The sequence below is a fragment of the Stenotrophomonas sp. ZAC14D2_NAIMI4_6 genome, from assembly GCF_003086875.1.
In the GTDB taxonomy this organism is placed as follows: domain Bacteria; phylum Pseudomonadota; class Gammaproteobacteria; order Xanthomonadales; family Xanthomonadaceae; genus Stenotrophomonas.
The window spans coordinates 2803300-2829859 of the sequence record NZ_CP025996.1 but is presented as its reverse complement, the minus strand read 5'-3'; the positions used below and the strand labels follow the sequence as shown (position 1 = coordinate 2829859).

Annotated in this window: 23 protein-coding genes and 2 tRNA genes; 6 read left to right on the top strand and 19 right to left on the bottom strand. The window is 67.7% G+C overall.

Annotation, left to right across the window (positions count from 1 at the left end; translation table 11 throughout):
• Window positions 1-11: 11 nt before the first annotated feature.
• Genes argH through C1933_RS13095 form a run of 4 tightly spaced genes read left to right on the top strand, consistent with a single transcriptional unit; the run spans window position 12 to window position 4003 of the window.
• A complete protein-coding gene (gene argH / locus C1933_RS13110) occupies window positions 12-1307 on the top strand; it encodes an argininosuccinate lyase (RefSeq protein ID WP_108753622.1) in 1296 nt (431 codons plus the stop codon).
• Window positions 1307-1570, top strand: coding sequence for a YciI family protein (locus tag C1933_RS13105; protein WP_108753621.1), 264 nt, complete (start codon window positions 1307-1309; stop codon window positions 1568-1570). The genes argH and C1933_RS13105 overlap by 1 nt, the downstream gene beginning before the upstream one ends.
• A gap of 10 nt (window positions 1571-1580) precedes the next feature.
• Window positions 1581-2738, top strand: coding sequence for a glutamate 5-kinase (gene proB / locus C1933_RS13100; protein WP_108753620.1), 1158 nt, complete (start codon window positions 1581-1583; stop codon window positions 2736-2738).
• Window positions 2735-4003: a glutamate-5-semialdehyde dehydrogenase gene (locus tag C1933_RS13095; protein ID WP_108753619.1), complete on the top strand. Its 1269-nt coding sequence runs from the start codon at window positions 2735-2737 to the stop codon at window positions 4001-4003. Before proB ends, C1933_RS13095 begins: the two co-directional genes overlap by 4 nt.
• 1088 nt (window positions 4004-5091) lie before the next feature.
• Here C1933_RS13095 and pgaD read toward each other — a convergent pair.
• The 10 genes from pgaD to C1933_RS13045 form a co-directional block, all read right to left on the bottom strand.
• Window positions 5092-5583 (bottom strand): poly-beta-1,6-N-acetyl-D-glucosamine biosynthesis protein PgaD, encoded by a 492-nt coding sequence (pgaD, locus tag C1933_RS13090; protein WP_108750123.1) that lies wholly within the window; start codon window positions 5581-5583, stop codon window positions 5092-5094.
• Window positions 5580-6833 carry a poly-beta-1,6-N-acetyl-D-glucosamine synthase gene (pgaC, locus tag C1933_RS13085; protein WP_108750122.1) on the bottom strand — a complete coding sequence of 418 codons (1254 nt, stop codon included), beginning with the start codon at window positions 6831-6833 and terminating at the stop codon, window positions 5580-5582. The genes pgaD and pgaC overlap by 4 nt, the downstream gene beginning before the upstream one ends.
• A gap of 1 nt (window position 6834) precedes the next feature.
• Window positions 6835-8724 carry a poly-beta-1,6-N-acetyl-D-glucosamine N-deacetylase PgaB gene (gene pgaB / locus C1933_RS13080; RefSeq protein WP_108754839.1) on the bottom strand — a complete coding sequence of 630 codons (1890 nt, stop codon included), beginning with the start codon at window positions 8722-8724 and terminating at the stop codon, window positions 6835-6837.
• A gap of 10 nt (window positions 8725-8734) precedes the next feature.
• Window positions 8735-10774: a poly-beta-1,6 N-acetyl-D-glucosamine export porin PgaA gene (pgaA, locus tag C1933_RS13075; protein ID WP_108754840.1), complete on the bottom strand. Its 2040-nt coding sequence runs from the start codon at window positions 10772-10774 to the stop codon at window positions 8735-8737.
• A gap of 337 nt (window positions 10775-11111) precedes the next feature.
• Complete coding sequence (locus tag C1933_RS13070; RefSeq protein WP_108753618.1) at window positions 11112-12317, bottom strand: MFS transporter; 1206 nt, start codon at window positions 12315-12317, stop codon at window positions 11112-11114.
• Window positions 12318-12516: 199 nt separating this feature from the next.
• Window positions 12517-12593, bottom strand: a tRNA-Pro gene (locus tag C1933_RS13065).
• A 140-nt stretch (window positions 12594-12733) separates the two neighbouring features.
• Window positions 12734-12810, bottom strand: a tRNA-Pro gene (locus C1933_RS13060).
• Window positions 12811-12865: 55 nt separating this feature from the next.
• Window positions 12866-12982 (bottom strand): cytochrome bd-I oxidase subunit CydX, encoded by a 117-nt coding sequence (gene cydX / locus C1933_RS13055; protein ID WP_108750119.1) that lies wholly within the window; start codon window positions 12980-12982, stop codon window positions 12866-12868.
• A gap of 56 nt (window positions 12983-13038) precedes the next feature.
• The gene (cydB, locus tag C1933_RS13050; RefSeq protein ID WP_108753617.1) at window positions 13039-14193 is read right to left on the bottom strand and encodes a cytochrome d ubiquinol oxidase subunit II; all 1155 of its coding nucleotides are present in this window, start codon (window positions 14191-14193) and stop codon (window positions 13039-13041) included.
• Window positions 14194-14208: 15 nt separating this feature from the next.
• On the bottom strand, window positions 14209-15798 hold the full coding sequence (locus C1933_RS13045) for a cytochrome ubiquinol oxidase subunit I (protein ID WP_108753616.1): 1590 nt from the start codon (window positions 15796-15798) through the stop codon (window positions 14209-14211).
• 227 nt (window positions 15799-16025) lie between these two features.
• Here C1933_RS13045 and cydD point away from each other — a divergent pair, with 227 nt between their 5' ends.
• Window positions 16026-17771 (top strand): thiol reductant ABC exporter subunit CydD, encoded by a 1746-nt coding sequence (cydD, locus tag C1933_RS13040; RefSeq protein WP_108754838.1) that lies wholly within the window; start codon window positions 16026-16028, stop codon window positions 17769-17771.
• Window positions 17768-19441, top strand: a complete 1674-nt coding sequence (gene cydC / locus C1933_RS13035) for a thiol reductant ABC exporter subunit CydC (protein ID WP_108753615.1) — start codon at window positions 17768-17770, stop codon at window positions 19439-19441. Before cydD ends, cydC begins: the two co-directional genes overlap by 4 nt.
• A gap of 112 nt (window positions 19442-19553) precedes the next feature.
• Here the strand turns inward: cydC and C1933_RS13030 are convergent, their stop codons facing one another.
• The 9 genes from C1933_RS13030 to ccmC form a co-directional block, all read right to left on the bottom strand.
• Entirely contained in the window at window positions 19554-19898 is a 345-nt protein-coding gene (locus tag C1933_RS13030; protein WP_108753614.1) for a DUF1294 domain-containing protein, read from the bottom strand.
• Window positions 19899-21011, bottom strand: a complete 1113-nt coding sequence (locus C1933_RS13025; protein WP_108753613.1) for a homoserine O-acetyltransferase — start codon at window positions 21009-21011, stop codon at window positions 19899-19901.
• A 131-nt stretch (window positions 21012-21142) separates the two neighbouring features.
• Window positions 21143-22135 carry a tetratricopeptide repeat protein gene (locus C1933_RS13020; protein ID WP_108753612.1) on the bottom strand — a complete coding sequence of 331 codons (993 nt, stop codon included), beginning with the start codon at window positions 22133-22135 and terminating at the stop codon, window positions 21143-21145.
• Complete coding sequence (locus tag C1933_RS13015) at window positions 22129-22605, bottom strand: cytochrome c-type biogenesis protein (RefSeq protein ID WP_108753611.1); 477 nt, start codon at window positions 22603-22605, stop codon at window positions 22129-22131. Before C1933_RS13015 ends, C1933_RS13020 begins: the two co-directional genes overlap by 7 nt.
• Entirely contained in the window at window positions 22574-23191 is a 618-nt protein-coding gene (locus tag C1933_RS13010; protein ID WP_108753610.1) for a DsbE family thiol:disulfide interchange protein, read from the bottom strand. The genes C1933_RS13015 and C1933_RS13010 overlap by 32 nt, the downstream gene beginning before the upstream one ends.
• An 8-nt stretch (window positions 23192-23199) precedes the next feature.
• Entirely contained in the window at window positions 23200-25119 is a 1920-nt protein-coding gene (locus tag C1933_RS13005) for a heme lyase CcmF/NrfE family subunit (RefSeq protein ID WP_108753609.1), read from the bottom strand.
• Window positions 25120-25581, bottom strand: coding sequence for a cytochrome c maturation protein CcmE (gene ccmE / locus C1933_RS13000; RefSeq protein WP_108750109.1), 462 nt, complete (start codon window positions 25579-25581; stop codon window positions 25120-25122).
• A complete protein-coding gene (ccmD, locus tag C1933_RS12995) occupies window positions 25578-25763 on the bottom strand; it encodes a heme exporter protein CcmD (RefSeq protein WP_108753608.1) in 186 nt (61 codons plus the stop codon). Before ccmD ends, ccmE begins: the two co-directional genes overlap by 4 nt.
• Complete coding sequence (ccmC, locus tag C1933_RS12990; protein ID WP_108753607.1) at window positions 25760-26536, bottom strand: heme ABC transporter permease CcmC; 777 nt, start codon at window positions 26534-26536, stop codon at window positions 25760-25762. The genes ccmD and ccmC overlap by 4 nt, the downstream gene beginning before the upstream one ends.
• Window positions 26537-26560: the final 24 nt, after the last annotated feature.

Below are 26560 nucleotides of genomic sequence, written 5' to 3'. Positions count from 1 at the left end.
CGGAGCCCCCCATGGCAGACCTTCTTTGGCAGAAGCCGGGCGTCGCGGTCGACGCACAGATCCAGACCTTCCTCGCCGGCGATGACGTGATCCTCGACCGTGAGTTCTTCCTGCACGATATCGCCGCCAGTGCCGCGCACGCCGAAGGCCTGCAGCACATCGGCATCCTCAGTGCCGACGAACTGGACGGCCTGCTGCGCGAACTGGACCTGCTGGCGCAGGACTTCCGCGCTGGCCGTTTCGTGCTGGACACGCAGTACGAAGATGGTCATTCGGCGATTGAAGCTCGCCTGACCGAACGCCTGGGCGATGCCGGGCGCAAGATCCACACCGGGCGCAGCCGCAACGACCAGATCCTGGTGGCCACCCGCCTGTGGCTGAAGGAGAAACTGCAGCGCGTGGCCCATCTGAGCGCCGAAGTGGCCAAGGTGGCGCTGGACCGCGCGCAGGCCGAGAAGGACCTGCCGATTCCCGGCTACACCCACATCCAGCGTGCCGTGGTGTCTTCGGCGGGCATGTGGTGGGCCGGTTGGGCCGAAGCCTTCATCGACAATGCGGTGCGCGCGCGCGACACCTACGCACTGGTGGATGCCAACCCGCTGGGCACCGCCGCCGGCTATGGCGTGAACCTGCCGCTGGACCGCGAACACACCACCGCTGCGCTGGGCTTTGCGCGCATGCAGGTGTCGCCCATCTACGCACAGCTGTCGCGTGGCAAGTTCGAACTGGCTGCGCTGGAGGCCTTGGGCGGAGCGACCCTGGACCTGCGCCGCATCGCCTGGGATCTTTCGCTGTTCACCAGTGCCGAATTCGGTTTCGTCGCGTTGCCGGCGCAGTACACCACCGGCAGCTCGATCATGCCGAACAAGCGCAACCCGGACGTGATCGAATTGATGCGCGCCACCCACGCCAGCGTGGCCGCGGCGCGTACCGAGATCGAACAGCTGCTGTCGCTGCCGTCGGGCTACCACCGCGACCTGCAGTCGTCCAAGGGCGCCATCTTCCACGGCTTCGGTCGCGGCCTGGCCGCGCTGGAACTGCTGCCGGCGCTGCTGGCCAACCTGGAGTGGCGCGACGACAAGCTGCGTGCAGCGATCGATTCGGGCATGTATGCCACCGACGTTGCGGTGGAAGCGGCCGTGGCCGGTGTGCCGTTCCGCGAGGCCTACAAGGCCGCCGCTGCCGGCGCTGACAGTGCAGGGCAGGGGCGTACCCCGGAAGGCAGCCTGGCCGCGCGCGTGTCGCCCGGTTCGGCCGCCGACCTGCGCCTGGACGAACTGCGCGCGCGCTGGCTGGCGCTGGCCTGATGTCCGGCACCGTCTATCTGGTCATGGCCCTGCGCCTGCCCACGTTCACCCAGGCCGCGGTGCAGCCGCACCTGGATTTCCTGGACGCGCTGCGCGAGCAGGGCCAGCTGCAGCTGACCGGTGGCTTCACCGATGGCAGCGGCGGCGCCTACGTGCTGTGCAACGTGGACAGCCTGGCGCAGGCCCAGGCCATCGTAGCCACCGATCCGCTGGTGACGATGCACGCCTCGCAATTGACCGTGCACGAATGGCGTACCCGCTGAGATCCCGCTGATGACACACCCCGCTGCCCACGTCGCCTCGCGGTTCCCCGAACAAGCGCTGCCGCCGTGGCGGCGTGCGGTGCTGAAGGTGGGCAGCAGTCTGCTGGCCGCCGATGGTGGCGGACTGTCGCCGCGCCATGCGCTGGGCCTGGCCCAGTTCGTGTCGGCCCATGTGCTGGCCGGCCGCGAAGTAGTGATCGTCTCCTCCGGCGCTGTCGCGGCGGGGCGGGCGATCCTGCCGCGCGTGGATGAACCCGGCGCGGCCATGGCCGCCCGCCAGGCCCTGGCCGCACTGGGCCAGGCGCAGCTGATCGGCCTGTGGCAGCGCTTCTTCGAGCGCCCGGTGGCCCAGGTGCTGCTGACCCACGACGACCTGCGCAACCGCCGCCGCTACCTCAATGCGCGCGCAACGCTGAACGAGCTGCTGCGGCTGGGCGCACTGCCGGTGGTGAATGAGAACGACACCGTTTCGGTGGACGAACTCAAGCTTGGCGACAACGACAACCTGGCCGCCACGGTGGCCGCGCTGGTCGACGCCGATGCGCTGTTCATCGCCACCGACATCGACGGGCTGTACAGCGCCGACCCGCGCACGGTGGCCGACGCGCAGCCGCTGCACGACGTTGCCGAGTTGAGCGATGCCGTGTTGGCCATGGCTGGCGGTGCAGGCTCGCGTGCCGGTACCGGTGGCATGCGGACCAAGCTGGAAGCCGCTGCCAAGGCCGGCCGGCTCGGCATTGAAACCTATCTGTTCAACGGCCGCAGCGGTGACGTGGTGCGCGCGCTGACCCGCGATCGGCTGTTTGGCACGCGCATCCACGCCGCCCGCAGCCGTGAAGCGGCGCGCAAGCATTGGCTGCGGCATGCCCCGCTGGCCAAGGGCGCGATCCTGGTCGATGCCGGTGCCGCGCAGGCCATGCGCGAGAAGGGCGCTTCGCTGTTGCCCGGCGGCATCATCGGCGCCGACGGCGCGTTCCGTCGCGGTGACATGGTGCAGGTGTGCTGGAACAGCGACGCGGGGCGGGTCTGCGTGGCGCGCGGGGTCAGCCAGTACGCCGCCGACGATGTGCGCCGCATCGCCGGGCGCCACACGCGCGACATCCAGGCCGTGCTCGGCTACAACTACGGTGGCACGGTCGTGCATCGCGACGATCTGGTGCTGCCATGAACCAACCGCAGGATATCCCCATGAGTGAAATCGAAGCGCAGGCGCGGGCCTGCCGTGATGCGGCCACGGTGGTTGCCGGGCTGGACAGTGCGGCGCGCCGTGCATTGCTGCTGTCCATGGCACAGGCATTGGAAGCGAACGCTGGCCTGATCCTGGCTGGCAACGCACGCGATCTGGCAGCAGCGCGGGAAAAAGGCGTGGGCGCGGCGATGCTGGACCGCCTGGCGTTGGACCCGGCGCGGTTGTTCGGCATGGCCGAAGCGGTGCGCGACGTGGCCGCGCTGCCCGATCCGGTTGGGCAGGTAACCCGCGACGATGTGCGCCCCAACGGTATCCGCGTGCAGAAGGTGCGCGTGCCGCTGGGCGTGATCGCGATGATCTACGAGGCACGCCCGAACGTGACCGCAGAGGCCGCCGCGCTGTGCCTGAAGGCCGGCAACGGGGTGATCCTGCGCGGTGGTTCCGAGGCCATCCATTCCAACACCGCCATCGCCCAGGCCCTGGCCGGTGCACTGAAGGCCAACGGCGTGCCGCCGGCGGCGGTGACCGTGCTGACCGATCTGCGCCGCGAGGCCATGCTGGAACTGCTGCAGCTGCACGAGCTGATCGACCTGGCCATTCCGCGTGGCGGTGAAGGCCTGATCCGCTTCGTTGCCGAACACGCACGGGTTCCGGTCATCAAGCACTACAAGGGTGTCTGCCATCTGTTCGTGGATGCCAGCGCTGATCTGGACAAGGCCGTTGCGCTGCTGGTGGATGGCAAGTGCAGCCGCCCGGCGGCCTGCAATTCGCTGGAAACGCTGCTGGTGCACCGCGACGTGGCCGAGGCGTTCCTGCCGCGCGCGGCGCAGGCGCTGGGCGAGCGCGGGGTGGAGCTGCGTGCCGACGCGCGCGCGCAGCCGTTGCTTCCGGGCAGCACGGCCGCTACCGACGAGGATTTCGCTGCCGAGTTCCTCGATCTGGTGCTGGCAGTCGGCGTGGTCGATGACCTGGACGCGGCGATCGCCCACATCCGCACGTATACCTCTGACCATACCGAAGTGATTGCGACCGAAGACGCCGGCAATGCCGAGCGCTTCGTCAACGCGCTGCGTTCGGCGGTGGTAATGGTCAACGCGTCCTCGCGTTTTTCCGATGGTGGCCAGTTGGGGCTGGGCAGCGAGATCGGCATTTCCACCACGCGCCTGCACGCGTATGGCCCGATGGGGTTGGAAGCGCTGACCGTGGAACGGTTCGTGGTACGTGGCGAAGGGCAGACCCGGTAGGGGGCTTTGCGGCAGGGCCTGCGGCCCTGCACCTGCTGCACGTCAACGTCAAAAGCGTGCATTCCGTGGGATGGCGGGGTGGTGTCGGAATGCGGGGACGCCGCAAGTCCCCCTCCGGGGCCCGGCCCAGCCGATGGCGGCTGTGCGTTCGGGCGCTTGCGAAGCAGTGCTTCGCAAGCAAAGCGCCCTCACCCCTGTAGGCTTGGCAGCCGCATCCATGCGGCTGACACCCCGCATTCCGACACCGCCCCACCTCTGACAGTTTCCCGCGATCTGTCGGAACGGCAACGGGCTCTGACCCCGCAATTGTTTCGGCACCCGTCAGTAGATCCACGCCATGCGTGGATGATTCATTCGATACCTGACAGATGTGTCGACCAAGGTCGACACCTACTGTCGGCACGATCTGTCGGAACGGCATGGGGTCGGATCCCGTTGCTGCGCAACGGGCTCTGACCCCGCAATTGTTTCGGCATCCGTCAGTAGATCCACGCCATGCGTGGATGATTTATTCGGTATCTGACAGATGTGTCGACCAAGGTCGACACCTACCGTTGGCGAGCGCTGTGGGAACGGCATGGGGTCGGATCCCGTTGCTGCGCAACGGGCTCTGACCCCGCAATTGTTTCGGCATCCGTCAGTAGATCCACGCCATGCGTGGATGATTCATTCGGTAACTGACAGATGTGTCGACCAAGGTCGACACCTACCAACAGCGCGATTTGTCGGAACGGCAACGGGCTCTGACCCCGAGTTCAATATTCGATTTCCATGGAAGATCATCCACGCATGGCGTGGATCTACTGTGTCGACCAAGGTCGACACCTACCAATAGCCGCGCGCTCGAAAAGTCGCCGTTGCCAACAGCCGAGTGAACCCGTCAGAGGTGGGGCGGTGTGGGTGGGCAGGACCGCAGGCGCCATGGATGGCGCCTACGAGCCTACACGGACGTACTTGCGGCGTGTCCTGCCCACCCACACCGCCCCGCCATCCCACGGATACCCAGCTTTTGACGTTGCCGTTGCCGTTGCCGTTGCTCTGGCTTGAAGCACGTGCAGGGCTGCAAGCCCTGCCGAAACAACTCCCCCTTACACCAGCGGCTGCCGCGTCAGGCCCACCGGGCGTGCGTTGTCATCCATGTGCAGCGTCACCGCCTTGGCATTCACCAGCAGATCGGCCAGTGCATCGCTGGCACCCAGCGAGTGGGCGATCTCCGCCCGGCTCGAATCCACCCGCGGCGCGCGCCGTTCCTTGCCGGCGAAACGGTAGCGGTTGTACTCGGCCCAGGCGATCAGCAGCAGCGCGCAGCACACCAGGATGATCGGCAGCGCGATCATCACGAACGGGTCCAAATGCTGCTTGTGCTGGTACAACTGCACGAACGCCATCTGCCCGCCCAGCAGCCACGAGATCAGCGTGACCAGTGGTGCCCACAGGTAGAAGTAGAAGCCCCAGAAGGCCAGGGTGACGAAGCCCCAGGCCGTGCGCTGCAGGCGCGGCTGCTGGCGAGGCTTCTGGATCAACCGCGAATCGAAGCGGTTGGACGGTTTCTTGGTGGTGGTGCCACGTACGGTGCTCATCGGATCCCCCGGTCAGGGCTGACCCACGTGGCGCGCTTGCCGCGGCGCTTGAACAGCGTCTTCGGCAACGCCACCAGAGTGGTGAACAGGCTGATCAACCAGTACGCCATCGGGTACCAGATGACCCAGAAGTAGTTGCGTCCAATGTGTGTTTCGTAACGACGGTCGATGATCAGGCTGCTGGCGAACTGCAGCAGGCAGACCAGCGCCAGGATCACGCCGTGCCATTGCGGCAGCAGCGTATCGATGTACAGCGGGGCCGGCAGCGGAACGAACTTGCCCAGCGCCCACAGCACCACGATCAGCAACATGGTGTACGCCCAGAACACGCTCAGGATGTACTCCAGCAACACCCCCCACATGCGCCGCTTGCGCCAGCTGAACAGCGAAGTGCCATGCCGCAGCAGCACTTCCACGCCACCCTGCGCCCAGCGCAGGCGCTGCCGCCACAGACCCTTCAGGGTTTCGGGCATCAGGATGAAGCACAGCGCGTTGGGCTCGTAACGGATGTCCCAGTGGTCCAGCTGCAGGCGCCAGCTGATGTCGATGTCCTCGGTCACCATGTCGTCGGCCCAGTAGCCGATGCGGTGCAGGGCGGTGCGGCGGAACGCGGCGATCACCCCGGACACGGTGAAGATGCGCCCGTACACGCGCTGGGCACGCTTGATCATGCCGATGATCGAGGAGAACTCGGCCACCTGCAGGCGACCCAGCAGGGTCGAACGGTTGCGGATGCGCGGATTGCCAGTCACCGCGCCCACACGCGGGCCGCTGGTCAGGTGCCAGACCATCCAGTGCATGGCGAACTCTTCCAGCATCGCATCGCCATCGATGCACACCAGGTATTCCGAACGCGCGGCCAGCGCGCCCATGCGCAGCGCATTGGCCTTGCCCAGGTTGCGGTCCAGGTGCACCACGCGCAGGCGCGGGTGCTGCGCGGCCAGTGCATCCAGGCGCGCGCCGGTGTCATCGCGGCTGCCATCGTTGATGGCGATCACTTCGAAATCCGGGTAGCGCTGGGCCAGCGCCGCGCCGATGGTGTCGTCCAGGTTGTCCGATTCGTTGTGGCAGGGAATCAGCAGCGTGGCGAACGGGTATTCGGCCATCGGTGGCGGATCGTTGCGCGGCCGCGACTTCCGCTCGCGGCGGAAGAAGTAGTACAGGCCACCGGACATCCAGAAGAACGCCATCACCATCGGGTAGAAGAAGGCGAACTGGAACAGGGCATACAGCCAGGGGCTCATGTCCATGTCACTTCTCCGGGTACGGGAAGTTGCGCGCAGACATCGCGGCGCGCGCGTCCACGGTCGACGGCTTGTCGGCAATGAAATCGTCCGGGTACCACGCGAAGTGGCGTACACCCTGTGCCTGCAGGCGGCGCACCTGGGCGCGCAGGCGCTGGCCGCTGATCGGCGTCTGTGTGCGCCAATCCACGGTCTGCAGTTCGAACATGGTGTGCTTCAGGTCCGGGTCGTGCGCGCGCACGGCGGTGACCAGGCGGTCCAGCCAGCGCTCGGGGTGGCGGCTGCCTTCCATCCACGGCATGGCCATCAGTGCAGTGCGGTCGTAGGCCTTGTTGAACAGGTCCAGGCGCTGGGCGAACCAGGTGGCGCTCTGCGGTTCCAGCACCGGCTGGGCGTACAGGTTGCGCACCGTGCCCAGCTTCGGCCGCCAGCGCTGCGCGCTGTCACGCAGTTCCAGGGTGAAGTCGATCAGTGCCTGTGTGCGGCCGCCATCGGGGCCTTCCTGCGGCAGCTGCGCCAGTTCGGTGTCGCGCACGTAGGCATCGTCATGGAACAGCAGGCCTTCGAAGTACGAATTGATGGCCAGGTCTTCGTAGATGTCCTTGATGATCTGCCGCGCCTGCGGCTGGGTGAAGTCCAACCGGTACATGCCATCGTGTTCCGGGCTGGCGATACCCAGCGCGGTGCGCTGTGCGGCGTCGGGCAGTTCGTAGCCCAGCACCGGCAGCCACGCATACACCTTCACCCCGGCACGGGTCTTCAGCTGCCAGGCCACGCGGTTGAACAGGTCCGCACGCATCGGCAGGTGGCGGTTGGGGAAGTACAGGGCATCGGCGGTGTTGTTGCCGTCCGGATCGGCGAAGGCCTGCAGGTAGACGTGGGTCGGGCCGACCTTCTTTACGCGCTCGATCAGCGCATCCAGGTTGCGCGCCTGCTGCGCGGGGTTGGCGTCGTACACCGCATCCATGTCGATCTGCAGCGCGCGGGTGCCATCCAGGCTGACATTGCGGCGCAGTTCAAAGGCCAGCGAGGCGGTGTTCGGATTGTTGGTCACCAGCAGGCGCGCCAGACCGTGCAGGTCGCGGGTCACCGGCGTGCTGCGGCCTTCCAGATCGAACGACACCGGCATGCCCAACTGCTCGGCAATGTCGTTGCTCATCTGATTGTAGGCGGCGTACGGCCAGACGATCGCCTTCGGCGTCACCCCCAGCTCTTTCTTGATCAACTGCACGCTGCGGCCGAGGTCGGCGCGCAGGCGCTGTTCGTACTCCTGCGCGGTTTCGTAGCGCTGCGCCTTCGGGTCGTACACGCGGGTGATCACCGCCGGGGTCTGGTTGCCCTGCGGGTTGGACTGCACGCCGTGGTGCAGGTTGTCGGTGTGGCTGGCCAGTTCGATCAGTCCGCTGGACTGCATCTCGCGCAGCTGTGCCCAGGTCAGGAAATCGTCATGGCCGAACGGCCGGTAGCCATAGTCGATGGTGCGGCCCGGTGCCATGTCCACGTAGTCGGTGATCACTGCCACCAGCGCCGGGTAGTTGTACGCACGCAGCAGCGGGTACACGCGGGTGTAGACGCTGCGCAGGCCGTCATCGAAGGTCAGCAGCACCGGCCGCGGCGGCAGCGTCGCTTCTCCGCGCGAGGCCTTGATCAGCTGCGACAGCGAGATCGGGTGGTAGCCGTGCGCCGACAGCCAGTCCAGGTGTGCGGCGAAGTTCTGCGTGCTGACCGCGTAGGCGTCGGCGTCGGCCTTTTCGCGCACGTCATCGCGGATGTCGTGGTAGCTCAGGATCAGCAGGCCGTTGTCGCTGGCATCCAGCTCGGTGGGCTGCTGGGCTGCGGCCGGCAGTGCCAGGGCCAGCAGGCCCAGCAGCACGGTGGTCATCAGGTAGCGAAGCATCCGTTCCATCTCACTCTCCCCAGCGCAGCGCGGCATCGAAGCCGATATGACGTTCACGTTGGCCGTCGTAGACCGGCCGCGACCAGCTCACCCCGTATTCCAGGATGCGCCCCTGGCTGAACTGCCATTCGTGGCGGTACGCCACGCTGGGAATCAGTGCGCTGCCATAGCCTTCCTGCCAGTAGTCGCCCAGCGACACCGTCAGGCGGTGGCGGAAGTGGCGTTCGTAGTGGCGCCACAACTGCTGGTCGATGCGCAGGCCGATTTCCACCGAGCGGTCGCGCGAGGGATTGAAGTACGGTGCGTCGTCCTGGCTGCCACGGCTGGTGTAGACGCTGCCCAGGCCATCGATCAGCAGGCGCGGGCGGGTCAGCAGGCGCTGTTCGATGGCGCTGGTCAGGGTGTCGCGGCGGTTGCCGTCGTCGTAGCGGAACTGGCTGCCACCCAGGCTCCAGTGGGTGCGCTCGTTACGGGTGTAGTCCACGGCCACGGCCACGCTGTCGGCGGTGATGCCCGAGACGCGGGCCTGCATCGAGGCTTCCGGATCGTTGCGCGCGGCAGTGACGCCGGCATGCCACTGGTCGTTGAACTGCCAGCCGAAGCCACCGCGCAGACCGGTGTCGCCGATGCTGTCGTTGGGACGAAGCACGGCGGCTTCGGCGTCTGCGTGGCCGAAGCGGTAGCGCACGCCGGCACCCATCCACAGCGGGTTGATCTTCTGGTCCTGGAAGGTGACCGAGCGGCGGTCGGCGAAGGCGAACAGCCGCCAGCGGTCGTCCAGGATGGGCGTGGCCACTTCCATGCCGTAATGCAGGTCGTCGTTGCCCAGCGGCGAGGTGCCGCCGCCGCCCGAGCTGCGGCCGCCTTCAACGGTGGCCTGCAGCTGCCAGCCGCGGTGTGCGCGCCAGTCGCGGTCCATGCGCAGCACCGAGGGCTGGTTGGGGTAGCGTTCCAGCAGATCGTCGTGCAGCGGCCGCGCCAGATCGTCGCGCTGCAGCTGCACGTAGGCTTCGTGCATGCCCAGGCGCGGCGAGACGTCGCGCGGGTCCAGCGTGTAGGCCATCTGGTGGCGTTCCAGCGAACGCCGCGGCCAGCCGCGCATCTGGTACACGCTGCCCAGCGCGGTCTGCAGGCCGCCGTTGCCCGGGCCCACGTCCACCAGGGCTTCCAGTTCGCGCTGCGCGGTGGGCAGGTCGCCGCTGTAGGCGCGGATCATCGCCAGGTTCACGTCGGCCTCGTAGCGCGCCCAGTTGGCGTACGGGCTCTTGCCGCCGCCCCAGCGCCAGGCCGGTTCGTCCTTCTGCCACGCCTGCAGGTAGCCGATGGCTTTTTCTGCCTGCTCGGTTTCCAGGTAGGCGTAGGCCAATTCAGAGCGCGACTGGAAGCGCGACGGATCGTTCTTCACCGCCGCTTCCAGCAGCGGAATGGCTTCGTCGGGGTGCTGGGTGGCCATCATCGAATCGCCCACCGCCGGCAGCACATAGTCGGGCAGGGCATGGCCTTCGGCCTGCAGGGCGCGTGCTTCATCGCGCACCTGTGCGTGCCGTGACAGGCGGTTGAGCAGGATCAGCCGGTCCATGCGGATGCGCAGGGGGGCCTGCGCCAGCGGCGTGCCGTCGCGCTGCACGTACTGCTCCATTTCAGCCAGCGCATCCTCGGCCTCGTCCAGGCGCGAATCTTCGGTCTGGCCGTAGGCGAGGCTCCAGTTAACCAGCTTGGCTACGTAGTTCGCTTCCAGCCGGGCCTTCTGGTCGGCATCGAACAACTGCGGCCGTGCCTGGTACAGGCGCCAGGCGCGGTGCGCATTGCCGATGTCGCCCAGGGTGAGCACCTGCAGCTTGTACAGCAGGTCATCGTTGGGTTCGACCTGCTGCGCGCGCTCGATGGCGGCCAGCGCATCAACCCAGTGGGCCTGGTCACGGTAATGGCCGATTTCAGCCAGCCGATCGGCACGGGTGGCCTGGGTGGGCGGCGGCGCCGCGTGGGCCCCGGACGCCAGAGCGGCGCAGGCCAGGCCGACGCAGAGCGCCAGCGGTCGATGAACAACCATGAATTCCCCCTTCAGCATCCATTCTTAGACGATGTGCAAAAAGTGTGACGCACATCACATGCCAACTTTAGCCGACACGCCCCAAGGAGGCCAGAGCCTCGCTGTTCCCTCTACACGCAAGCGCCACCGGATACAGGCCATTTCCGTCGCACCGTCCCTTCCGCCAAAGGCTTGGACTGCGAAATCACGTTGAACCGGCCGCCGCAGCGGCGCGGTGCGCAGGCACGGTGGGCGCGCCCCGGCCAATGGGCCTGGAAGCGCCCCGCGTCAGCTTTGGACACGCTACGTCAGTTCGCGCCGAAGCGGTGTGTAGACGCGCGGGGGAAGGTGGCCCGGATCACCACAGATCTTCCAGGCGGCGCGGCTTGCACGCCACCCAGGACGCGCACAGCATCACCGTGGCACAACCGAACAGGAAGCCGAACGGCAGGCCCCAGCCGTTGCTGACCGTGTGCAGCCAGCCGACCAGGAACGGCCCCAGGCAGCTGAAGCTGTAACCCACGCCCTGCATGAAGCCGGACAGCGCCGCCGAGCCGGTGGCGGTGCGCGTGCGCAGGTTGATCAGGGTCAGTGCCAGCGGGAAGGTGGACGGGCCCACGCCCAGCAGGGCGGCCCACAGCAGGGGCACCTTCATCGGCGCCAGCAGCAGGCCGGCAAAGGCGATCACGAACGAGAAGAAGCCGATCAGCACCAGCGGGAACGGGTTCTGTAGGCGCACCGCCAGCGACGGGATGACCAGCGACGGCAGCAGCCCCAGCGCCGAGAACACGGCCACCATCACCCCGCCGAAGGCCGGCGTGGCGCCGGCTTCCACCACGATGCGCGGCAGCCAGGTGAACATCGAATAGGTCATCAGCGAGGTCATGCCGAACATCAGCGACATGCTCCAGCCCAGCGACGTGCGCCAGACCTTGCCGTGCGGCTGGGCGCTGGGATCGTTGGCCGCCAGCTGCGCGTGCGGCGCGCGGCGGGCCAGCATCAGCCACGGCAGGGCGGCGGCCAGGGCCAGCAGCGCCCACATGCCCAGCGACACGCGCCAGCCGGCCGCCTGCGCCACCGGCACCGCCAGCAGCGCCGGCAGCATGGTGCCCAGCTGCAGCATGCTGATGTACAGCGTGCTCATGGTGCCCACCTTGTTGGCGAAGTAGCGCTTCACCAGCGGCGGTACCACCACGTTGCCGATGCCCATGCCGGCCAGTGCTATCACCGAACCCAGCAGCAGGGTGCCGACGTTGCCGGCGCTGGAGCGCAGCAGCAGGCCGGCCATGGCCAGGGTCATGGCCAGCAGGGTGGTGCGTTCCAGCCCCAGGCGCCGGGCCAGGGCCGGGGTGGCCACGCCGAACAGGGCGAACGAGGCGGTCGGCAGCATGCCCAGCACGCCGGTCATGGTGGTGCCGAAGCCGAAATGCTGGCCCAGCACGTCCAGCAGCGGGGTGATGGAGGTGACAGCGGTGCGCAGGTTCACGGCCGCCAGCAGGATGGCAGCGAAGGCGAGCAGCCGCCCGTGCAGCAGTGAGGGCGAGTCGTGGGAGGCGGTGGTCATGCGGAATCCTTGCAGGTGGCGCACGCGGGAACGTGGGCGTGCAGCGGCGGCACCGGACCGGGCCGGTGCGACAGGTGGGGGCAGGGGGCCATTGTACGTGGCCGCGGCATTGCGGCCGCCATGCGGGCGGGGCGCCGATTTCAGATACAAAAAAACCCGGAGGACTGTCGTCTTCCAGGCTTCTTGCTGACCACCGAAGTGGTCGGGGAGACAGGATTCGAACCTGCGACCTCTACGTCCCGAACGTAGCGCTCTACCAGACTGAGCTACACCCCGAAGGGAGCCGCCTATTCTAGCTGTTCACCCCGATGGCGGCAAGGGGTGAAAGCGGTTTCCTTCACACTGCCAAGGCAGTGTCACTTCAGGGAACAAAAAAGCCTGGACAACTTCACCAGGCTTCAATGCGACCACAAAAGTGGTCGGGGAGACAGGATTCGAACCTGCGACCTCTACGTCCCGAACGTAGCGCTCTACCAGACTGAGCTACACCCCGAAGGAGCCGCCTAAGATACCGTGTGAAGGCCAAGGCGGCAAGGTTTTTTTACAACTCAGCGACGGTTTTCCTGTTCGAGCCGGTTCTGCTCGCGCGATTCGAACCACATGCCGTTGAGGATGGCCACGGTGGAGGCCAGGCCGGTGCCGAGAATCCAGGCGAAATACCACATGTTCGTTTCTCCTCTTTTCGGGGTAGGTGCCGACCGTGGGTCGGCACACCTTCAAATCAATACGCGTTCGGGTTCTGGTCCATCTCTTCGGTGGTCGTCTTGCCCTTCAGCACGCGGTACACCCAGGTGGTGTAGGCCAGGATGATCGGCAGGAAGATCGCCGTGGCCACCAGCATGATGCCCAGCGTCAGGTGGCTGGACGAGCTGTCCCAGACGGTCAGGCTGGAACCGGGCTGGCTGGAAGACGGCAGCAGGAACGGGAAGATGGCAAAGCCGACGGTGAGGATGATGCCGGCAATCGACGCGCCCGAGGCGATGAACGCCAGGCCGCCGCGACGAGCCCGCAGCAGCGCCGCGCTGGCCAGTGCACCCAGAAGGCCCAGCACCGGGAACACGATCGTGAGCGGCATGCTGCTGTAGTTGCGCAGCCAGCCACCGGCGGCCGTGCCGATGGCCGCGGTCTTCAGCAGTGGGTTGGTCGGGCCGTCGGTCACCACCTGCGAGGTGATCTGGTAGCCGGGCAGGCCGAAGGCCACCCAGGCACCGGCTGCGGCGAACAGCACGCAGCTGATGATCGCCGCCACGCTGCCGTAGCGCGCGGCACGATCGGCCACCGGGCCATCGGTCTTGATCACCAGCATGGCTGCGCCGTGCGACACCAGCATCGCCACGCTCACCAGACCTGCCACCAGCGCGAACGGGGTCAGCAGGCCGAAGAACGAGCCGGTGTAGAAGATGCGCATGCTGTCATCGAAGTGGAACGGCACGCCCAGCAGCACGTTGCCCACCGCCACACCGGCGATCAGGCCCGGCAGCAGGCCACCGACGAACAGCACCCGGTCCCAGTTGTCGCGCCAGCGCTTGCTGGGCAGCTTGCTGCGGTACTTGAAGCCGACCGGGCGCAGGATCAGCCCGAACAGCATGGCAAACACCGCCAGGTAGAAGCCGGAGAAGCTGACCGCATACAGTGGCGGCCATGCGGCGAAGATCGCGCCGCCACCCAGCACCAGCCACACCTGGTTGCCTTCCCACACCGGGCCGACGGTGTTGATCACCAGCCGGCGCTCTTCATCGGTCTTGGCCACGAAGGGCAGCAGGGTGCCCACGCCCAGGTCGAAGCCATCCATCACCGCCCAGCCGATCAGCAGGATGCCCAGCAGCAGCCACCAGATCACGCGCAGCGTGGTGTAATCCAATCCAAGAAATTCCATGTGCGTTCTCCTGCCTCAGACCTGGCCGGGGGCCGGCATTGCGGCATTGGGGGATGCGGGGCGGATGTCGGCCTGCAGCGTCGGCAGGATCTCGTCCGGACCCTTGCGGATCGCCTTCAGCATCAGCTTCACCTCGATCACCAGCAGCACCGTGTACAGCGCGGTGAAGATGGCCAGCGTGGTCAGGATTTCATGCAGGGCCAGGCCCGACGCGGCATAGAAGGTGGGCAGCACGCCATCCACCGCCCACGGCTGGCGACCGTATTCGGCCACGAACCAACCGCATTCGATCGCGATCCACGGCACCGGCAGCGACCACACCGCCAGCTTCAGGAACCAGCGCTTGTCCTGGAAGTTGTTGCGGCAGGAGAAGTAGAACGCCAGGGCGAAGAAGGCGATCAGGTAGAAGCCCAGGCCAGCCATCACGCGGAAGGTCCAGAACAACGGCGCCACGCGCGGCACGGTATCCAGCGCGGCCTTGGAGATTTCTTCCGGCGTAGCGTTGAGGATGTCCTCGCGGTAACGCTTCAGCAGCAGGCCGTGGCCCAGGTCCTGCCAGTGGCGGTCGAACATCTCGCGCGCTTCCACATCGTCCTTGTTGGCACGGATGCGTTCCAGCGCACCGTAGGCCAGCTGGCCGCCGCGGATGCGGTGCTCGGCGCGCTCCACCAGTTCCAGGATGCCCGGGATCGGCTGGTTGGTGGAACGGGTGGCGATCAGGCCCATCAGGTACGGAATCTTGATCGCGTAGTCGTTCTGCTGGGTGGTCTGGTTGGGAATGCCGAAGGCGGTGAAGTCGGCCGGCGCACGCTCGGTTTCCCACATCGCTTCAATGGCGGCCAGCTTCATCTTCTGGTGTTCGCTGGCGGCGTAACCACTTTCGTCACCCAGCACCACCACCGACAGCGACGACAGCAGGCCGAACGCAGCGGCCACCGCGAACGAGCGGCGGGCCATGTCACGGTGCTTGTTGCGCAGCAGGTACAGGGCGCTGATCGACATCACGAAGATCGCACCGGTCACGTAGCCGGCGCTGACGGTGTGCACGAACTTGGCCTGGGCCACCGGGTTCAGCAGCACGGCGGCGAAATCCACCACTTCCATGCGCATCGTTTCCGGGTTGAACACCGCGCCGGTCGGGTTCTGCATCCAGCCGTTGGCGATCAGGATCCACACCGCCGACAGATTGGTGCCCAGCGCCATCAGCCAGGTCACCGTCAGGTGCTTGACCGGGCTCAGCCGCTTCCAGCCGAAGAAGAACAGGCCGATGAAGGTGGCTTCCAGGAAGAACGCCATCAGGCCTTCGATGGCCAGCGGCGCACCGAAGATATCGCCCACGTAGTGGCTGTAGTACGACCAGTTCATGCCGAACTGGAATTCCATCACCAGGCCGGTGGCCACGCCGATGGCGAAGTTGATGCCGAACAGGGCGCCCCAGAACAGGGTCATCTGGCGCCAGACCTGCTTGCGTGTCATCACGTACACGCTTTCCATGATGGCCACCATGAAGGACAGGCCAAGGGTGAGCGGTACGAATAGGAAGTGGTACATCGCGGTCAAAGCGAATTGCAGCCGCGACAGTTCTACGACTGTCTGATCAATCATGGCCTGGCTACCTCGTTGGATAGTGCCGTTGCAGGTGGCGGGAAGGGTGGTCTACGGGGTGGATGATGTGACCGACTACTTCAAACAGCCTTGATCCAGATCAATGTATGAATGGCTCTGCACGGGGATCGTATGCCAAACCGGATGAAGACTGCGACCGCTGGCCGCAGGGGAGGGCGCCTGTGTGTGCCTACAATGCCGGCCATGCCCTGTTGCCCGTGACCCCCTTGAGCGCTGTCGAATCTTCCGCTGTTGCCACCGACCCGCACGCCGAATCGGCCCTGCAGCGGCGTACCCGTACGGCCTGGCTGGCCGATCTGGCACGCGCGGCGCGGGGCCGCCAGCGCCTGGCGGGGCTGTGCCTGGGCGTGTCCGGCGCGTTGCTGATCGGCCAGGCCGCGGCCATCGCCTGGCTGGTGCAGCACGTGCTGGTGCAGCGTGCGCCGCTGGCGTCGGGGCTGCCGGTGCTGGCCGGGCTGGTGGTCATCCTGCTGCTGCGCACCACACTGGCCGGCGCCAGCCAGGCCGCCGCAGGCGACGTGGCCGACGCCGCGCGCCTGGCCCTGCGCGAGCGCGTGTTCGCACGCCTGCTGGGGCAGGGCCCGCTGTGGCTGCGGCAACGTCGCACCGGCGAGCTGGGTGAATTGATGCTGCATCACGGTGATGCGATTGAGAACTATTACAGTGGGTTCCTGCCGGTACGCACCGAAGTGGTGGTGGTGCCGCTGCTGATCCTGGCGGCGGTGGCCTGGGTGGACTGGGTGGTGGCGCTGATCCTGCTGTTCACCGCGCCGCTGGTGCCGTTCTTCATGATGCTGGTCGGCTGGGGTGCCGAAGCCGCCGGGCGTGCGCAGCTGGGTGAACTGGCGCGCATGAGCGGGCACTTCGCCGATCGCATCAAGGGCCTGGGCCTGCTGCGCCTGTACGGCCGCGGCGATGCCGAACTGGCCGGTGTGGAAGCGGCGGCCGAAGGGGTGCGGGTGCGCACGATGAAGGTGCTGCGCATCGCCTTCCTGTCGTCCACCGTGCTGGAATTTTTCGCCTCGGTCAGCGTGGCGATGGTGGCGCTCTACCTGGGGCTGAGCTACCTGGGCCTGATGTCACTGCATGCCAGCGTGCCCACCCTGGGTGCGGGTCTGTTCTGCCTGCTGCTGGCGCCGGAGTTCTACGCGCCGCTGCGGCGGTTGGCGGCCCATTACCACGACCGTGCCAACGCGCTGGCCGCTGCCGCCGAAGTGGAACGCCTGCTGCACGCATTGCCAGAAGAAACGGCGTTGCCGGAGGAAGGCATGGCCACGCGCGCACCCGAACCGGCCGAGGCCGCGTTGCCGCCGCTGCAGGCGCAGGGTCTGGTGCTGCGCCCGCTGGGCGCGCCGCAGGATGTGCTGAGTGGGCTGGATGTACGCCTGGAACCCGGCCAGCGCCTGGCCCTGGTCGGCCCCAGCGGTTCGGGCAAGAGCACCCTGCTGGAAGCGCTGGCGGGATGGCTGCCGCCGCGCGAAGGCCGCGTGCTGGTGCGGCCCGGCGTGCAGGTCGCCTACGCCAGCCAACGCCCGTACCTGTTCCATGGCTCGATTGCCGATAACCTGCGCCTGGCCGATCCCGGGGCCAGTGATGCGCGCCTGCGCGCGGTGGCCGAGGCGGCACAGGTGCTGCAGTTCGCCCAGCGCCTGCCGCAGGGCCTGGACACGATGATCGGTGAGCGCGGCTTCGGCTTGTCCGGTGGCGAAGCACGGCGCATCGGCCTGGCGCGGTTGCTGCTGCGCGATCCGCAGGTGCTGCTGCTGGACGAGCCCACTGCATTCCTGGATGCCGACACCGAGGCCGCACTGCTGCGCAGCCTGGCCGCCTATGCGCGCGGCCGCACCGTGGTGGTGGCCACCCACAGCCCGGCGGTGATCGCCTGGGCCGACCGCTGCCTGTTGTTGCCCGAAGGCCGCCTGGTCGACCCGGCGCAGGCGGTGCGCGCATGAGCCGCTCGCCCGATTCGCTGCGCGCGGTATTCATGCGCCACCGTCCGCGCCTGCTGCTGACCGTGCTGCTGCTGTGGATCACCATGCTGGCCGGCACCGCGCTGCTGGGGCTGTCCGGTGGCTTCCTGACCGCCGCGGCGCTGGCCGGTGCCGCAGGGCTGGCGCAGGGCTTCAATTTCTTCTCGCCGTCAGCCGGCATCCGCGGTCTGACCATGGCCCGCATCGTCTCGCGCTATTTCGAGAAGCTGGTGGGCCACGATGCCACATTGCGCATCGCCCGCGACCTGCGCGTGTGGTTCTTCCGCCGCGCGCTGCCGCTGGCACCGGCGCGGCTGGGGGCCACTCGCACCGGTGAACTGCTGGCACGCCTGCTGGGTGACATCGGCGAAGTGGATGGACTGCTGGTGCGCGCGCTCGGGCCGCTGTTCGCGCTCGCTGCGCTGTCACTGGTGGCCATTGCATCGGCCGCGCTGATCCTGCCCGCGGCGGCCGTGCTGCTGGCCGTGCTGGCAGTGCTGATCGGCTTCGGCGTGCCGTGGCTGGGCGTGCGCGGGCGCGATGCCGAAGAAGCCGACCGCGCTGCGCATCGCGCCGCGCTGCGCACCGCCGCGTTCGAAGGGCTGGAAGGCGCGGGTGACCTTGCGGCCCTGCATGCGGGTACCGCGTGGCAGTTGAAGGTGCGCGTTGCAGCCAAACAACTGGCGGCGCGCGATCGGCGCCGGCGCTGGCGCCTGATTGCAGCGTCCACCCTGCACGGCGCGGTGGCTGGGCTGGGCCTGGTCGGCATGTTGGCGCTGGCCCTGCACGCGGCCGAACAGCAGCGTATTGCCGCGGAAATGGCCGCCGGCCTGGTGTTCCTGACCGTGGCGCTGATCGAGCTGTGGGCCGGCATGGGCCTGGCCTGGCAATCGCTGCAGTCTGGTCGTATTGCGGCCGATCGCCTGCAGTCCATCGTCGAACAACCCGCCGCCGTGGACGAGCCGCAAGCGCCGCATCCGGTGCCGCAGGCATCGGCGGTGCAGTGGGAAGACGTGCATTTCCAGTGGCCGGGCGCGGCGCGGCCGGTGCTGTGCGGGCTGCAGCTGCATCTGGCGCCGGGCGAACGCATCGCGATCCGTGGTGACAGCGGGTGCGGCAAGACCACCCTGTCCAGCCTGCTGCTGCGCTTGTGGGACCCGCAGCAGGGGCGCCTGAGCTATGGCGGCCAGGACCTGCGCACGTTCGCCCAGGCCGATTGGCATCGGCAACTGGCCTGGCTGCCGCAGAACGCACCGGTCTTCGCCGGCAGCGTGGCCGACAACCTGCGCCTGGGCGACCCGGAAGCCAGCGATGCCACGCTGTGGGCCGTGCTGCGCCGGGTGCGGCTGGGCGAATGGGCCGAGCGCAACGGCGGTCTGGACACCTGGGTGGGCGAGAACGGCGCGACGATGTCGGCCGGGCAGGCACGTCGCCTTGCGCTGGCGCGGGCGATGCTGCGCAATGCGCCCATCCTGGTGCTGGACGAACCCACCGAAGGGCTGGACGTGGATACCGCGCACGCGTTGCTGCGCGACCTGCCGGCGCTGCTGGACGGCCGCAGCCTGTTGATGATCACCCACGATGAGCTGCCGGACGGCGTGGTGGATGCGCAGTACCGATTGCGTGACGGTGTGCTGGAGCGGGAAACGTAATCGCGGTGGTAGCGCCGGGCCATGCCCGGCGGCCGTTTGCGTGATGGCGTGCCGACCGGCACATCCACGCATGGCGTGGATCTACTGGCGTCGTGCCGCGTCGTTCGAACGGCTACCGCGAAAACTCGCGCAGCATCACTGCGATCGAGGCCACGTTGGCCAGCACGCATAGCCAGAACACCCATTGGAATTCCGCCTTGCGGTGCTTGTGCCGGAACAGTGCCTGGCCCAGCAGCGCACCGGGCCAGCCACCGGCGAAGGCCAGAAGCTGCAACGTGCGTTCGGGAATGCGCCACTGCTTGCGCTGTGCCGCCCGCTTGTCATGCCCGTACAGCCCGAACGACACCACGCTGGCCAGCACGCACCAGCCGCCCAGCCACAGCGGCAGCACGCCACTGACCGTCAACGCGAGGAGCGCGCCGAACGCGGCCAGCGCGAGGTTGCGCCGCCAGGCCACTTACAGTCCGTCGAGGAAACCGCGCACGGCCGGGCCGAAGCGATCGAAATCGACGAGGAATGCGTCGTGGCCCTGCGGTGAGTCCAGGCCGATGAACTGCGCATCGGCACCGCCGGCACGCAGGCCGTCGGCCACCTGTTGCTGCTGCTGCACCGGGAACAGGATGTCGGTGTTGGCGCCGATGGCCAGCGCCTTTTCGACACGGATCTTCGCCAGCCCGCCCAGCACGTCACCGTCGGCATACTCGGCCAGGTCGAACCAGTCCATCGAACGGCTCAGATACAGATAGCAGTTCGGATCGAAGAAGCGCACGAAGCGCCGTGCATGGCCTTCCAGATAGCTCTCCACCTGGAATTCGAGGCCGAACGGATCATCATCGGTCTGGTCCGAATCCAGCCGCACGCGACCGAAGCGCCCATCCCATTCCAGCGCGGAACGGTAGGTGATCACGCCCAGCTTGCGTGCCATGCGCATGCCCGATTCCGGATAATCGATCTCGGTGTAGCGCCCGCCGTCCCACTTGGGGTCGAGGCGGATCGCTTCGCGCTGCAATGAACGGATGGCGATGGAGAACGGCAACGCCTGCGCGCTGCCGGAAATGTTGATGTGGCTGCGGGCGATGCCCGGCTGCAGCATCAGCACCGCCAGCGCGGTCATGCCGCCCATCGAATTGCCGACCACGCAGGCCAGCTGTTCGATGCCCAGCGCATGCACGACCTCGATGGCTGCGCGCGCACCGTCTTCCACCGACAGTTCCGGGAAGTCGAGGCGATAGGGCTCGCCAGTGGCCGGGTTCAACGAGGCCGGGCCGGTGGAGCCCTTGCAGCTGCCCAGCGAGTTCACGCAGACCACGAACCAGCGGTCGGTGTCGATCGGCTTGCCTGCACCAACCATGGCTTCCCACCAGCCGGGCGCGGGGTTGGCCCCGTTGGCGGCGGCGTGCGCATCGGGCGACAGACCGGTAACGATCAGGATCGCGTTGCGGCCGTCGGCGGCCAGCGTGCCCCAGGTCTCGTAGGCCACGCGCGCGCCGTGCAGGGCGCCACCGCGCTTGAACGGGAACGGCGAGGGCAGGGCATGGAAGCGGGTGCCGGGCGGAATGAATTCAGTCATGGCGCCATTCTAGCGGGGCGGCCCGTGGAGCTGGCGGCACGCTGGTTTCCATGGACGGCATGCGCGCAAAGCCGCCGGGCATGGCCCGGCGCTACCGGTCATGCGGCCCGGCGAGCGCAGCGGTGCGTGGATCACGGGAACCGCAGTTCCACCACGCCGTCATGCGGCAGCCTTACCCGCACCGCCTCGCTCTGCAGGTCGCCTTCACCGCGGTTGGCGCTGCCGCTGCGCGAAATGCGCGCCAGCACCTCCACCTCGCGGTGCGCCGACAACGGTGCGGTCGGCATCGGGCTGTCAGCGTCGCCTAACCCGACCGTGGCCGGGAAGGCGGTCAACGGCAGCTTGCGCGCCGCCACCGGCATCGGCGGGCCGCCCACGGCGCGGGCCAGCACGAACACCTGCGCACTGGCCGGCCAGTCGCCGTGCTTCACCGTGTCGGGCAGCTGCACCTGCACCTGCAGCAACGCCGGTGCCGCCGTGGTGGAAGGATCGACTGACTGTCCCGCGGCTTCGCGGGCAATCGCAATCTGCGCCTGCAGGGCCTGCGCGGCGCCCGGTTCCAACTGCGGCAGCAGGCTGCTCCAGATTTCGGCCGCTTCGGCATTGCGGCCGCGCTGGCGCAGGGCAATGCCCAGCAGCCAGCTGGCCCGCTCGGCCTGCGGTGCCACCCGCCGCGCCTGCTGCAACCACGCCATGGCGGTGTCATCGAACTGCTTGCCGGCATCGGCCTGCGCGCGCGCCTGCGCCGCTTCCACCAGTACGCCGGCATCGTCCGGTGCCAATGCTGCGGCACGTGCAAAGGCATCGGCCGCCGCCTGTGCATCGCCCAGTTCGGTCTGTGAACGGCCCAGCAGTGCCCAGCCATCGGCGCGCTGCGGATCGCGCTGCAGGGCCTGCTGCAGCGCCGTTACACCCTCGCGCAGGGTCGCCACCGACGGCGCCGGCTGCACCTGCGCTGCGCGCGGGTCGCCCACCAGCAGGTACAGGCAGGCACCGGCCACGCCCAGCGCGAACACGCCCAGTACGTAACCGCGGCGTCCCTGCCGGCGCAGCGGCCACAGCACCAGTGCGGCCATCACCGCGGCCACCAGGCCGGCCAGCACGGGCAGTGTGTAGCTCACCAGCCATCTCCTTCATCGGCGTTGCGGTCGGCCGCTGCCGGTGCCAGCGTGCGGCCGCGCCGGCGCACGATGCCCAGCACCAGCAGGGCACCGCCGCCAAGGATCAGCAACGGCCCGCCCCACAGCAGCCAGGTACCCGGCTGCAGCGGCGGCTGGTACAGCACGAATTCGCCGTAGCGGGCGACCAGGAACTGTTTGATCTGTGCATCGTCGTGGCCCTGCTGCATCAGCTGCAGCACTTCACGGCGCAGGTCCTGGGCGATCTGTGCGTTGGAATCGGCCAGCGACTGGTTCTGGCACTGTACACAGCGCAGCTGCGCGGCCAGGTCGTGGAAGCGGGCCTCTTCGGCCGCGCTGCGGAAGGCGAGCGGCCGTGGGTCGTGCAGCGGCTGCTGGGCCAGTGCGGGCAGCGCCGCGCACAGCAGCAGCGCCAGCAGCGCGTTACGGATTGCCGTGCAGGCCGGTATCGGCATGGCCTTGGGCCTTTTCGATCTTCTGCAGCGCGGGAATCAGCTTTTCGTCCACCACCTGCTGGGTCATCGCGCCGCTGTACTTCCAGCGCACGATGCCACTGCCATCGACCAGAAAGGTTTCCGGCGCAGCGGTAACGCCCCAGTCGATCGCGGTACGGCCTTCCATGTCACTGAGCACCACCATGAACGGGTTGCCCAGCGTCTCCAGCCAGTGCAGCGCATCGGTGGGTTCGTCCTTCCAGTTGTAGCCGATCACGCGCACGCGCTTGCTTTCGGCGAAGCGGGTCAGCACCGGGTGTTCCTCGCGGCAGGCCGCGCACCAGCTGCCCCACACGTTCAGCAGGTAGGGCGCACCGCGCAGTTCCTCACTGCGCACGGTCATGCTCGGGTCGTGCAGCACCGGCAGCGCGAAGGCGGGGGCCGGCTTGTCGATCAACGCCGAAGGCAGCACGTCGCGCTGCGGATCCCCCGACTTCATCACCCCGTATACCATCAACCCCAGCAGGCCGAAGAAGAACAGCACGCCGATGACGATGGCGATGGGGGGCAGCGGGCGCGATGGACGCGGAGCAGGGGACGACGACATGAAAACTCCTACGGACGACGGAAACGGCGGTCGGCGGCGGTGATGAATCCGCCCAGTGCCATCAGCAGTGCGCCCAGCCAGATCCAGCGCACGAACGGTTTGATGTGCACCCGTACCGCCCACGCATTGTTGCCCAGCGGCTCGCCCAATGCCACGTAGACATCACCGTTCAGGCGTGCATCGATGCCGGCCTCGGTCATCACCTGGCCGCCGCTGGCGTACTGGCGTTTTTCCGGGTGCAGCAGGGCCTGCTCGCGGCCGTTGCGGAACACCCGCAGGTGGCCGCGGTCGGCCACGAAATTGGGGCCTTCGCGGTGGTCCACGCCTTCGAAGCGGACTTCGTAGCGGCCCACAACCAGCTGCTGCCCCGGCGCCATCGCCACTTCGCGCTGTACGTTCAGGGCTTCCACCAGCAGCGCCCCGGCCAGGAACACTGCCATGCCGCCATGGGCCACGATCATGCCGAGCATTTCGGCGGTGAAGCGGCCATTGCCGCGCAGACGCTGCCAGACGAAGCGGGCGGTGCCCAGGCCGACCCAGGCCGCGGCCGCGACGCCCAGCCCTGCCTTCCAGCCATTCTGCGGCGCCTGCCACCACGCCAGCGCACCCAGCACGATGGCCAGCCCCATCCACGGCGCCGCCAGGGCCAGGGCGCGCGAGGGCTGGTCGCGTTGCCACTTCACCAGCGGCCCGAACGGCAGCAGCAGCACCAGCGGCGCCATCAGCAGCAGGAACAGGCTGCCGAAGTACGGTGGGCCGACCGAAATCTTGCCCAGCGACAAGGCATCGGCCAGCAGCGGGTACAGGGTGCCCAGCAGCACCATGGCGCAGGCCGTGGCCAGCAACAGGTTGTTGCCCAGCAGCAGGGTCTCGCGCGAGGTGGCGGTGAAGCCGCGGCGTGGATCATCGCTGTCCATGCCCAGACGGCCGGCACGCAGCGCATACAGCAGCAGGCTGCCACCGACCAGCAGCGACAGGAAGATCAGGATGAACAGGCCACGCGACGGGTCGGCGGCGAACGAATGCACGCTGGTCAGCACGCCCGAGCGCACCAGGAAGGTGCCCAGCAGGGACAGCGCGAAGGCGGCGATGGCCAGCAGCAGGGTCCAGCTGCCGAACGTGCCGCGCTTCTCAGTGACGGCCTGCGAATGGATCAGTGCGGCGCCGACCAGCCAGGGCATGAAACTGGCGTTCTCCACCGGGTCCCAGAACCACCAGCCGCCCCAGCCAAGTTCGTAATACGCCCACCAGCTGCCCAGCGCGATGCCCAGGGTCAAAAAGCCCCAGGCCACGTTGGTCCAGGGCCGCGTCCAGCGCTGCCAGCGTGCATCCATGCGGCCTTCCAGCAGCGCGGCCACGGCGAAGGCGAAGGGCACCGAGAACCCGACGTAGCCCAGGTACAGCATCGGCGGGTGGATGATCAGCCCTGGATCCTGCAGCAGCGGATTCAGGTCGCGACCTTCCAGCGGCGCCGGGTTCAGGCGCAGGAACGGGTTGGAGGTGAAGATCAGGAAGGCCAGGAAGCCGACGCTGACCACGCCCATCACCGCCAGCACGCGGGCCTGCACCGGCGCCGGCAGCTGCCGCGAGAACAGGGCCACCGCACCGGTCCACAGCGCCAGCACCAGTGCCCACATCAGCAGCGAACCCTCGTGCGCACCCCACACCGCCGAATAGCGATAGATCAGCGGCAGCAGCGAATTGGAATTCTCGGCCACGTAGCGCACCGAAAAATCCTGCTGCACGAAGGCGGCCGTCAGCACCGCGAAGGCAGCGGCCACCAGCAGCAGCTGGGCGAAGGCGGCTGGGCGTGCGGTGGCCATCCAGGCGCTGTTGCCGCGCTGCGCGCCGGCCAGCGGCAGGCCGGCCTGCAGCAGCGCTGCCAGCAACGCACACAACAGCAGGATCTGACCCAGCTCCGGCAGCACTCAGCGCACCTCGGGCGCCGTTACCGGCACGTCGTGCTTGCGATGGGCATCGCCCATCTTGTCGGCCACTTCCTTGGGCACGTAATTCTCATCGTGCTTGGCCAGCACTTCGTCGGCCACGAACACCCCGTCCTGCAGGCGGCCGCTGGCGACCACGGCGGTGCCCTCGCGGAACATGTCCGGCAGGATGCGATCGGTGCTGACCGGCAGCGTGGCATCGCCATCGGTCACCACGAAATGTGCCTGCAGCGAACCACTGGGGCGATCGAAGGAGCCCTTCACCACCATGCCACCCAGGCGGAAGCGCGACTGCGCGTCGACATCCCCGCGCAGCACTTCAGACGGGGTGTAGAGATAGGCGATATTGCGCTGCAGGGCGAAGGCCACCAGGGTGGTCGCCAGCCCGGATGCCAACAGCAGCAGCATCACCCAGACCATGCGGCGTCGCTGCACCGGCGTCATCGGCTGAGCTCGGTGGCCAGCGGCGCCGCTGCCGGGCCGTTGCTGCGCGCCTGCAACCGCTGCTGGCGGCGCTGCGCCTGTTGCCGGGCGTGGCGCAGGCGCAGCCAGGAACCCAGCGCATCGCAGCCCAGCACCAGCAGGAACACCGAGAACGCCGCGATCAGATAGGGCAGGTGGGTCATGGCCGTGGCTCCGTGTGGGGGGCTGCCGGTTGCGTGCCGAAGCGTTCGCCGATCCAGGCCTTGCCGGCCTCGCGGGCGATGCTGTCGGCGCGCGCCTTGGCCAGCAGCGAGCCGACGAACCACAGCTTGGTCGCCACCACCATCCACCACAGCGGCGCAATCAGTTCCGGGCGTACCGCGTTTTCACCGAACACATTGATCGACTGGCGCTGGTGCAGCGCCCCCCACCAGTCCACCGAATAGCGGATGACCGGCAGCAGGCCCACGCCGATGATCGCCAGCAGCCCGGCGGCTCGCGCGGCGCTGCGGCGGTCCTCGATGGCGTGGTACAGCCCGATCACGCCCAGGTACAGGAACAGCAGGATCAGCTCACTGGTCATGCGCGGGTCCCAGTCCCACCAGGTGCCCCAGGTGCCTTTTCCCCAGATGCTGCCGGTCAGCAGGGTGATCAGGGTGAAGCCGGCGCCCATCGGCGCGCAGGCCATGGCCAGGATTTCGCAGATCTTGATCCGCCAGATCAGTGCGATGGCGGAATAGGCCGCCATCAGCGCGAACACGAACAGGCTCATCCAGGCACTGGGCACATGGATGTAGATGATGCGGAAGGCATCGTGCTGGTTCTGTTCCGGCGGCGCCACGAACAGCCCCTGCCACAGGCCGATCAGCAGCACCGGTACTGCTGCGGCGTAGAACACGCGGGACCAGCGCGCGGCGAAACGATCGAAGGTCGGAGGTGAACCGAGTTGGTGGAACCAGCGGACGATCGGATTCATGCGTGGCGGCTATCCAGCAGGGAT

Bases quoted from the DNA above. Each gene is read 5' to 3' on its own strand.
- argH (WP_108753622.1), top strand. From the start codon at position 12: ATGGCAGACCTTCTTTGGCAGAAGCCGGGCGTCGCGGTCGACGCACAG.
- C1933_RS13105 (WP_108753621.1), top strand. From the start codon at position 1,307: ATGTCCGGCACCGTCTATCTGGTCATGGCCCTGCGCCTGCCCACGTTC.
- proB (WP_108753620.1), top strand. From the start codon at position 1,581: ATGACACACCCCGCTGCCCACGTCGCCTCGCGGTTCCCCGAACAAGCG.
- C1933_RS13095 (WP_108753619.1), top strand. From the start codon at position 2,735: ATGAACCAACCGCAGGATATCCCCATGAGTGAAATCGAAGCGCAGGCG.
- pgaD (WP_108750123.1), bottom strand. From the start codon at position 5,583: ATGAGCACCGTACGTGGCACCACCACCAAGAAACCGTCCAACCGCTTC.
- pgaC (WP_108750122.1), bottom strand. From the start codon at position 6,833: ATGGACATGAGCCCCTGGCTGTATGCCCTGTTCCAGTTCGCCTTCTTC.
- pgaB (WP_108754839.1), bottom strand. From the start codon at position 8,724: ATGCTTCGCTACCTGATGACCACCGTGCTGCTGGGCCTGCTGGCCCTG.
- pgaA (WP_108754840.1), bottom strand. From the start codon at position 10,774: ATGGTTGTTCATCGACCGCTGGCGCTCTGCGTCGGCCTGGCCTGCGCC.
- C1933_RS13070 (WP_108753618.1), bottom strand. From the start codon at position 12,317: ATGACCACCGCCTCCCACGACTCGCCCTCACTGCTGCACGGGCGGCTG.
- cydX (WP_108750119.1), bottom strand. From the start codon at position 12,982: ATGTGGTATTTCGCCTGGATTCTCGGCACCGGCCTGGCCTCCACCGTG.
- cydB (WP_108753617.1), bottom strand. From the start codon at position 14,193: ATGGAATTTCTTGGATTGGATTACACCACGCTGCGCGTGATCTGGTGG.
- C1933_RS13045 (WP_108753616.1), bottom strand. From the start codon at position 15,798: ATGATTGATCAGACAGTCGTAGAACTGTCGCGGCTGCAATTCGCTTTG.
- cydC (WP_108753615.1), top strand. From the start codon at position 17,768: ATGAGCCGCTCGCCCGATTCGCTGCGCGCGGTATTCATGCGCCACCGT.
- C1933_RS13025 (WP_108753613.1), bottom strand. From the start codon at position 21,011: ATGACTGAATTCATTCCGCCCGGCACCCGCTTCCATGCCCTGCCCTCG.
- C1933_RS13015 (WP_108753611.1), bottom strand. From the start codon at position 22,605: ATGCCGATACCGGCCTGCACGGCAATCCGTAACGCGCTGCTGGCGCTG.
- C1933_RS13010 (WP_108753610.1), bottom strand. From the start codon at position 23,191: ATGTCGTCGTCCCCTGCTCCGCGTCCATCGCGCCCGCTGCCCCCCATC.
- ccmE (WP_108750109.1), bottom strand. From the start codon at position 25,581: ATGACGCCGGTGCAGCGACGCCGCATGGTCTGGGTGATGCTGCTGCTG.
- ccmD (WP_108753608.1), bottom strand. From the start codon at position 25,763: ATGACCCACCTGCCCTATCTGATCGCGGCGTTCTCGGTGTTCCTGCTG.
- ccmC (WP_108753607.1), bottom strand. From the start codon at position 26,536: ATGAATCCGATCGTCCGCTGGTTCCACCAACTCGGTTCACCTCCGACC.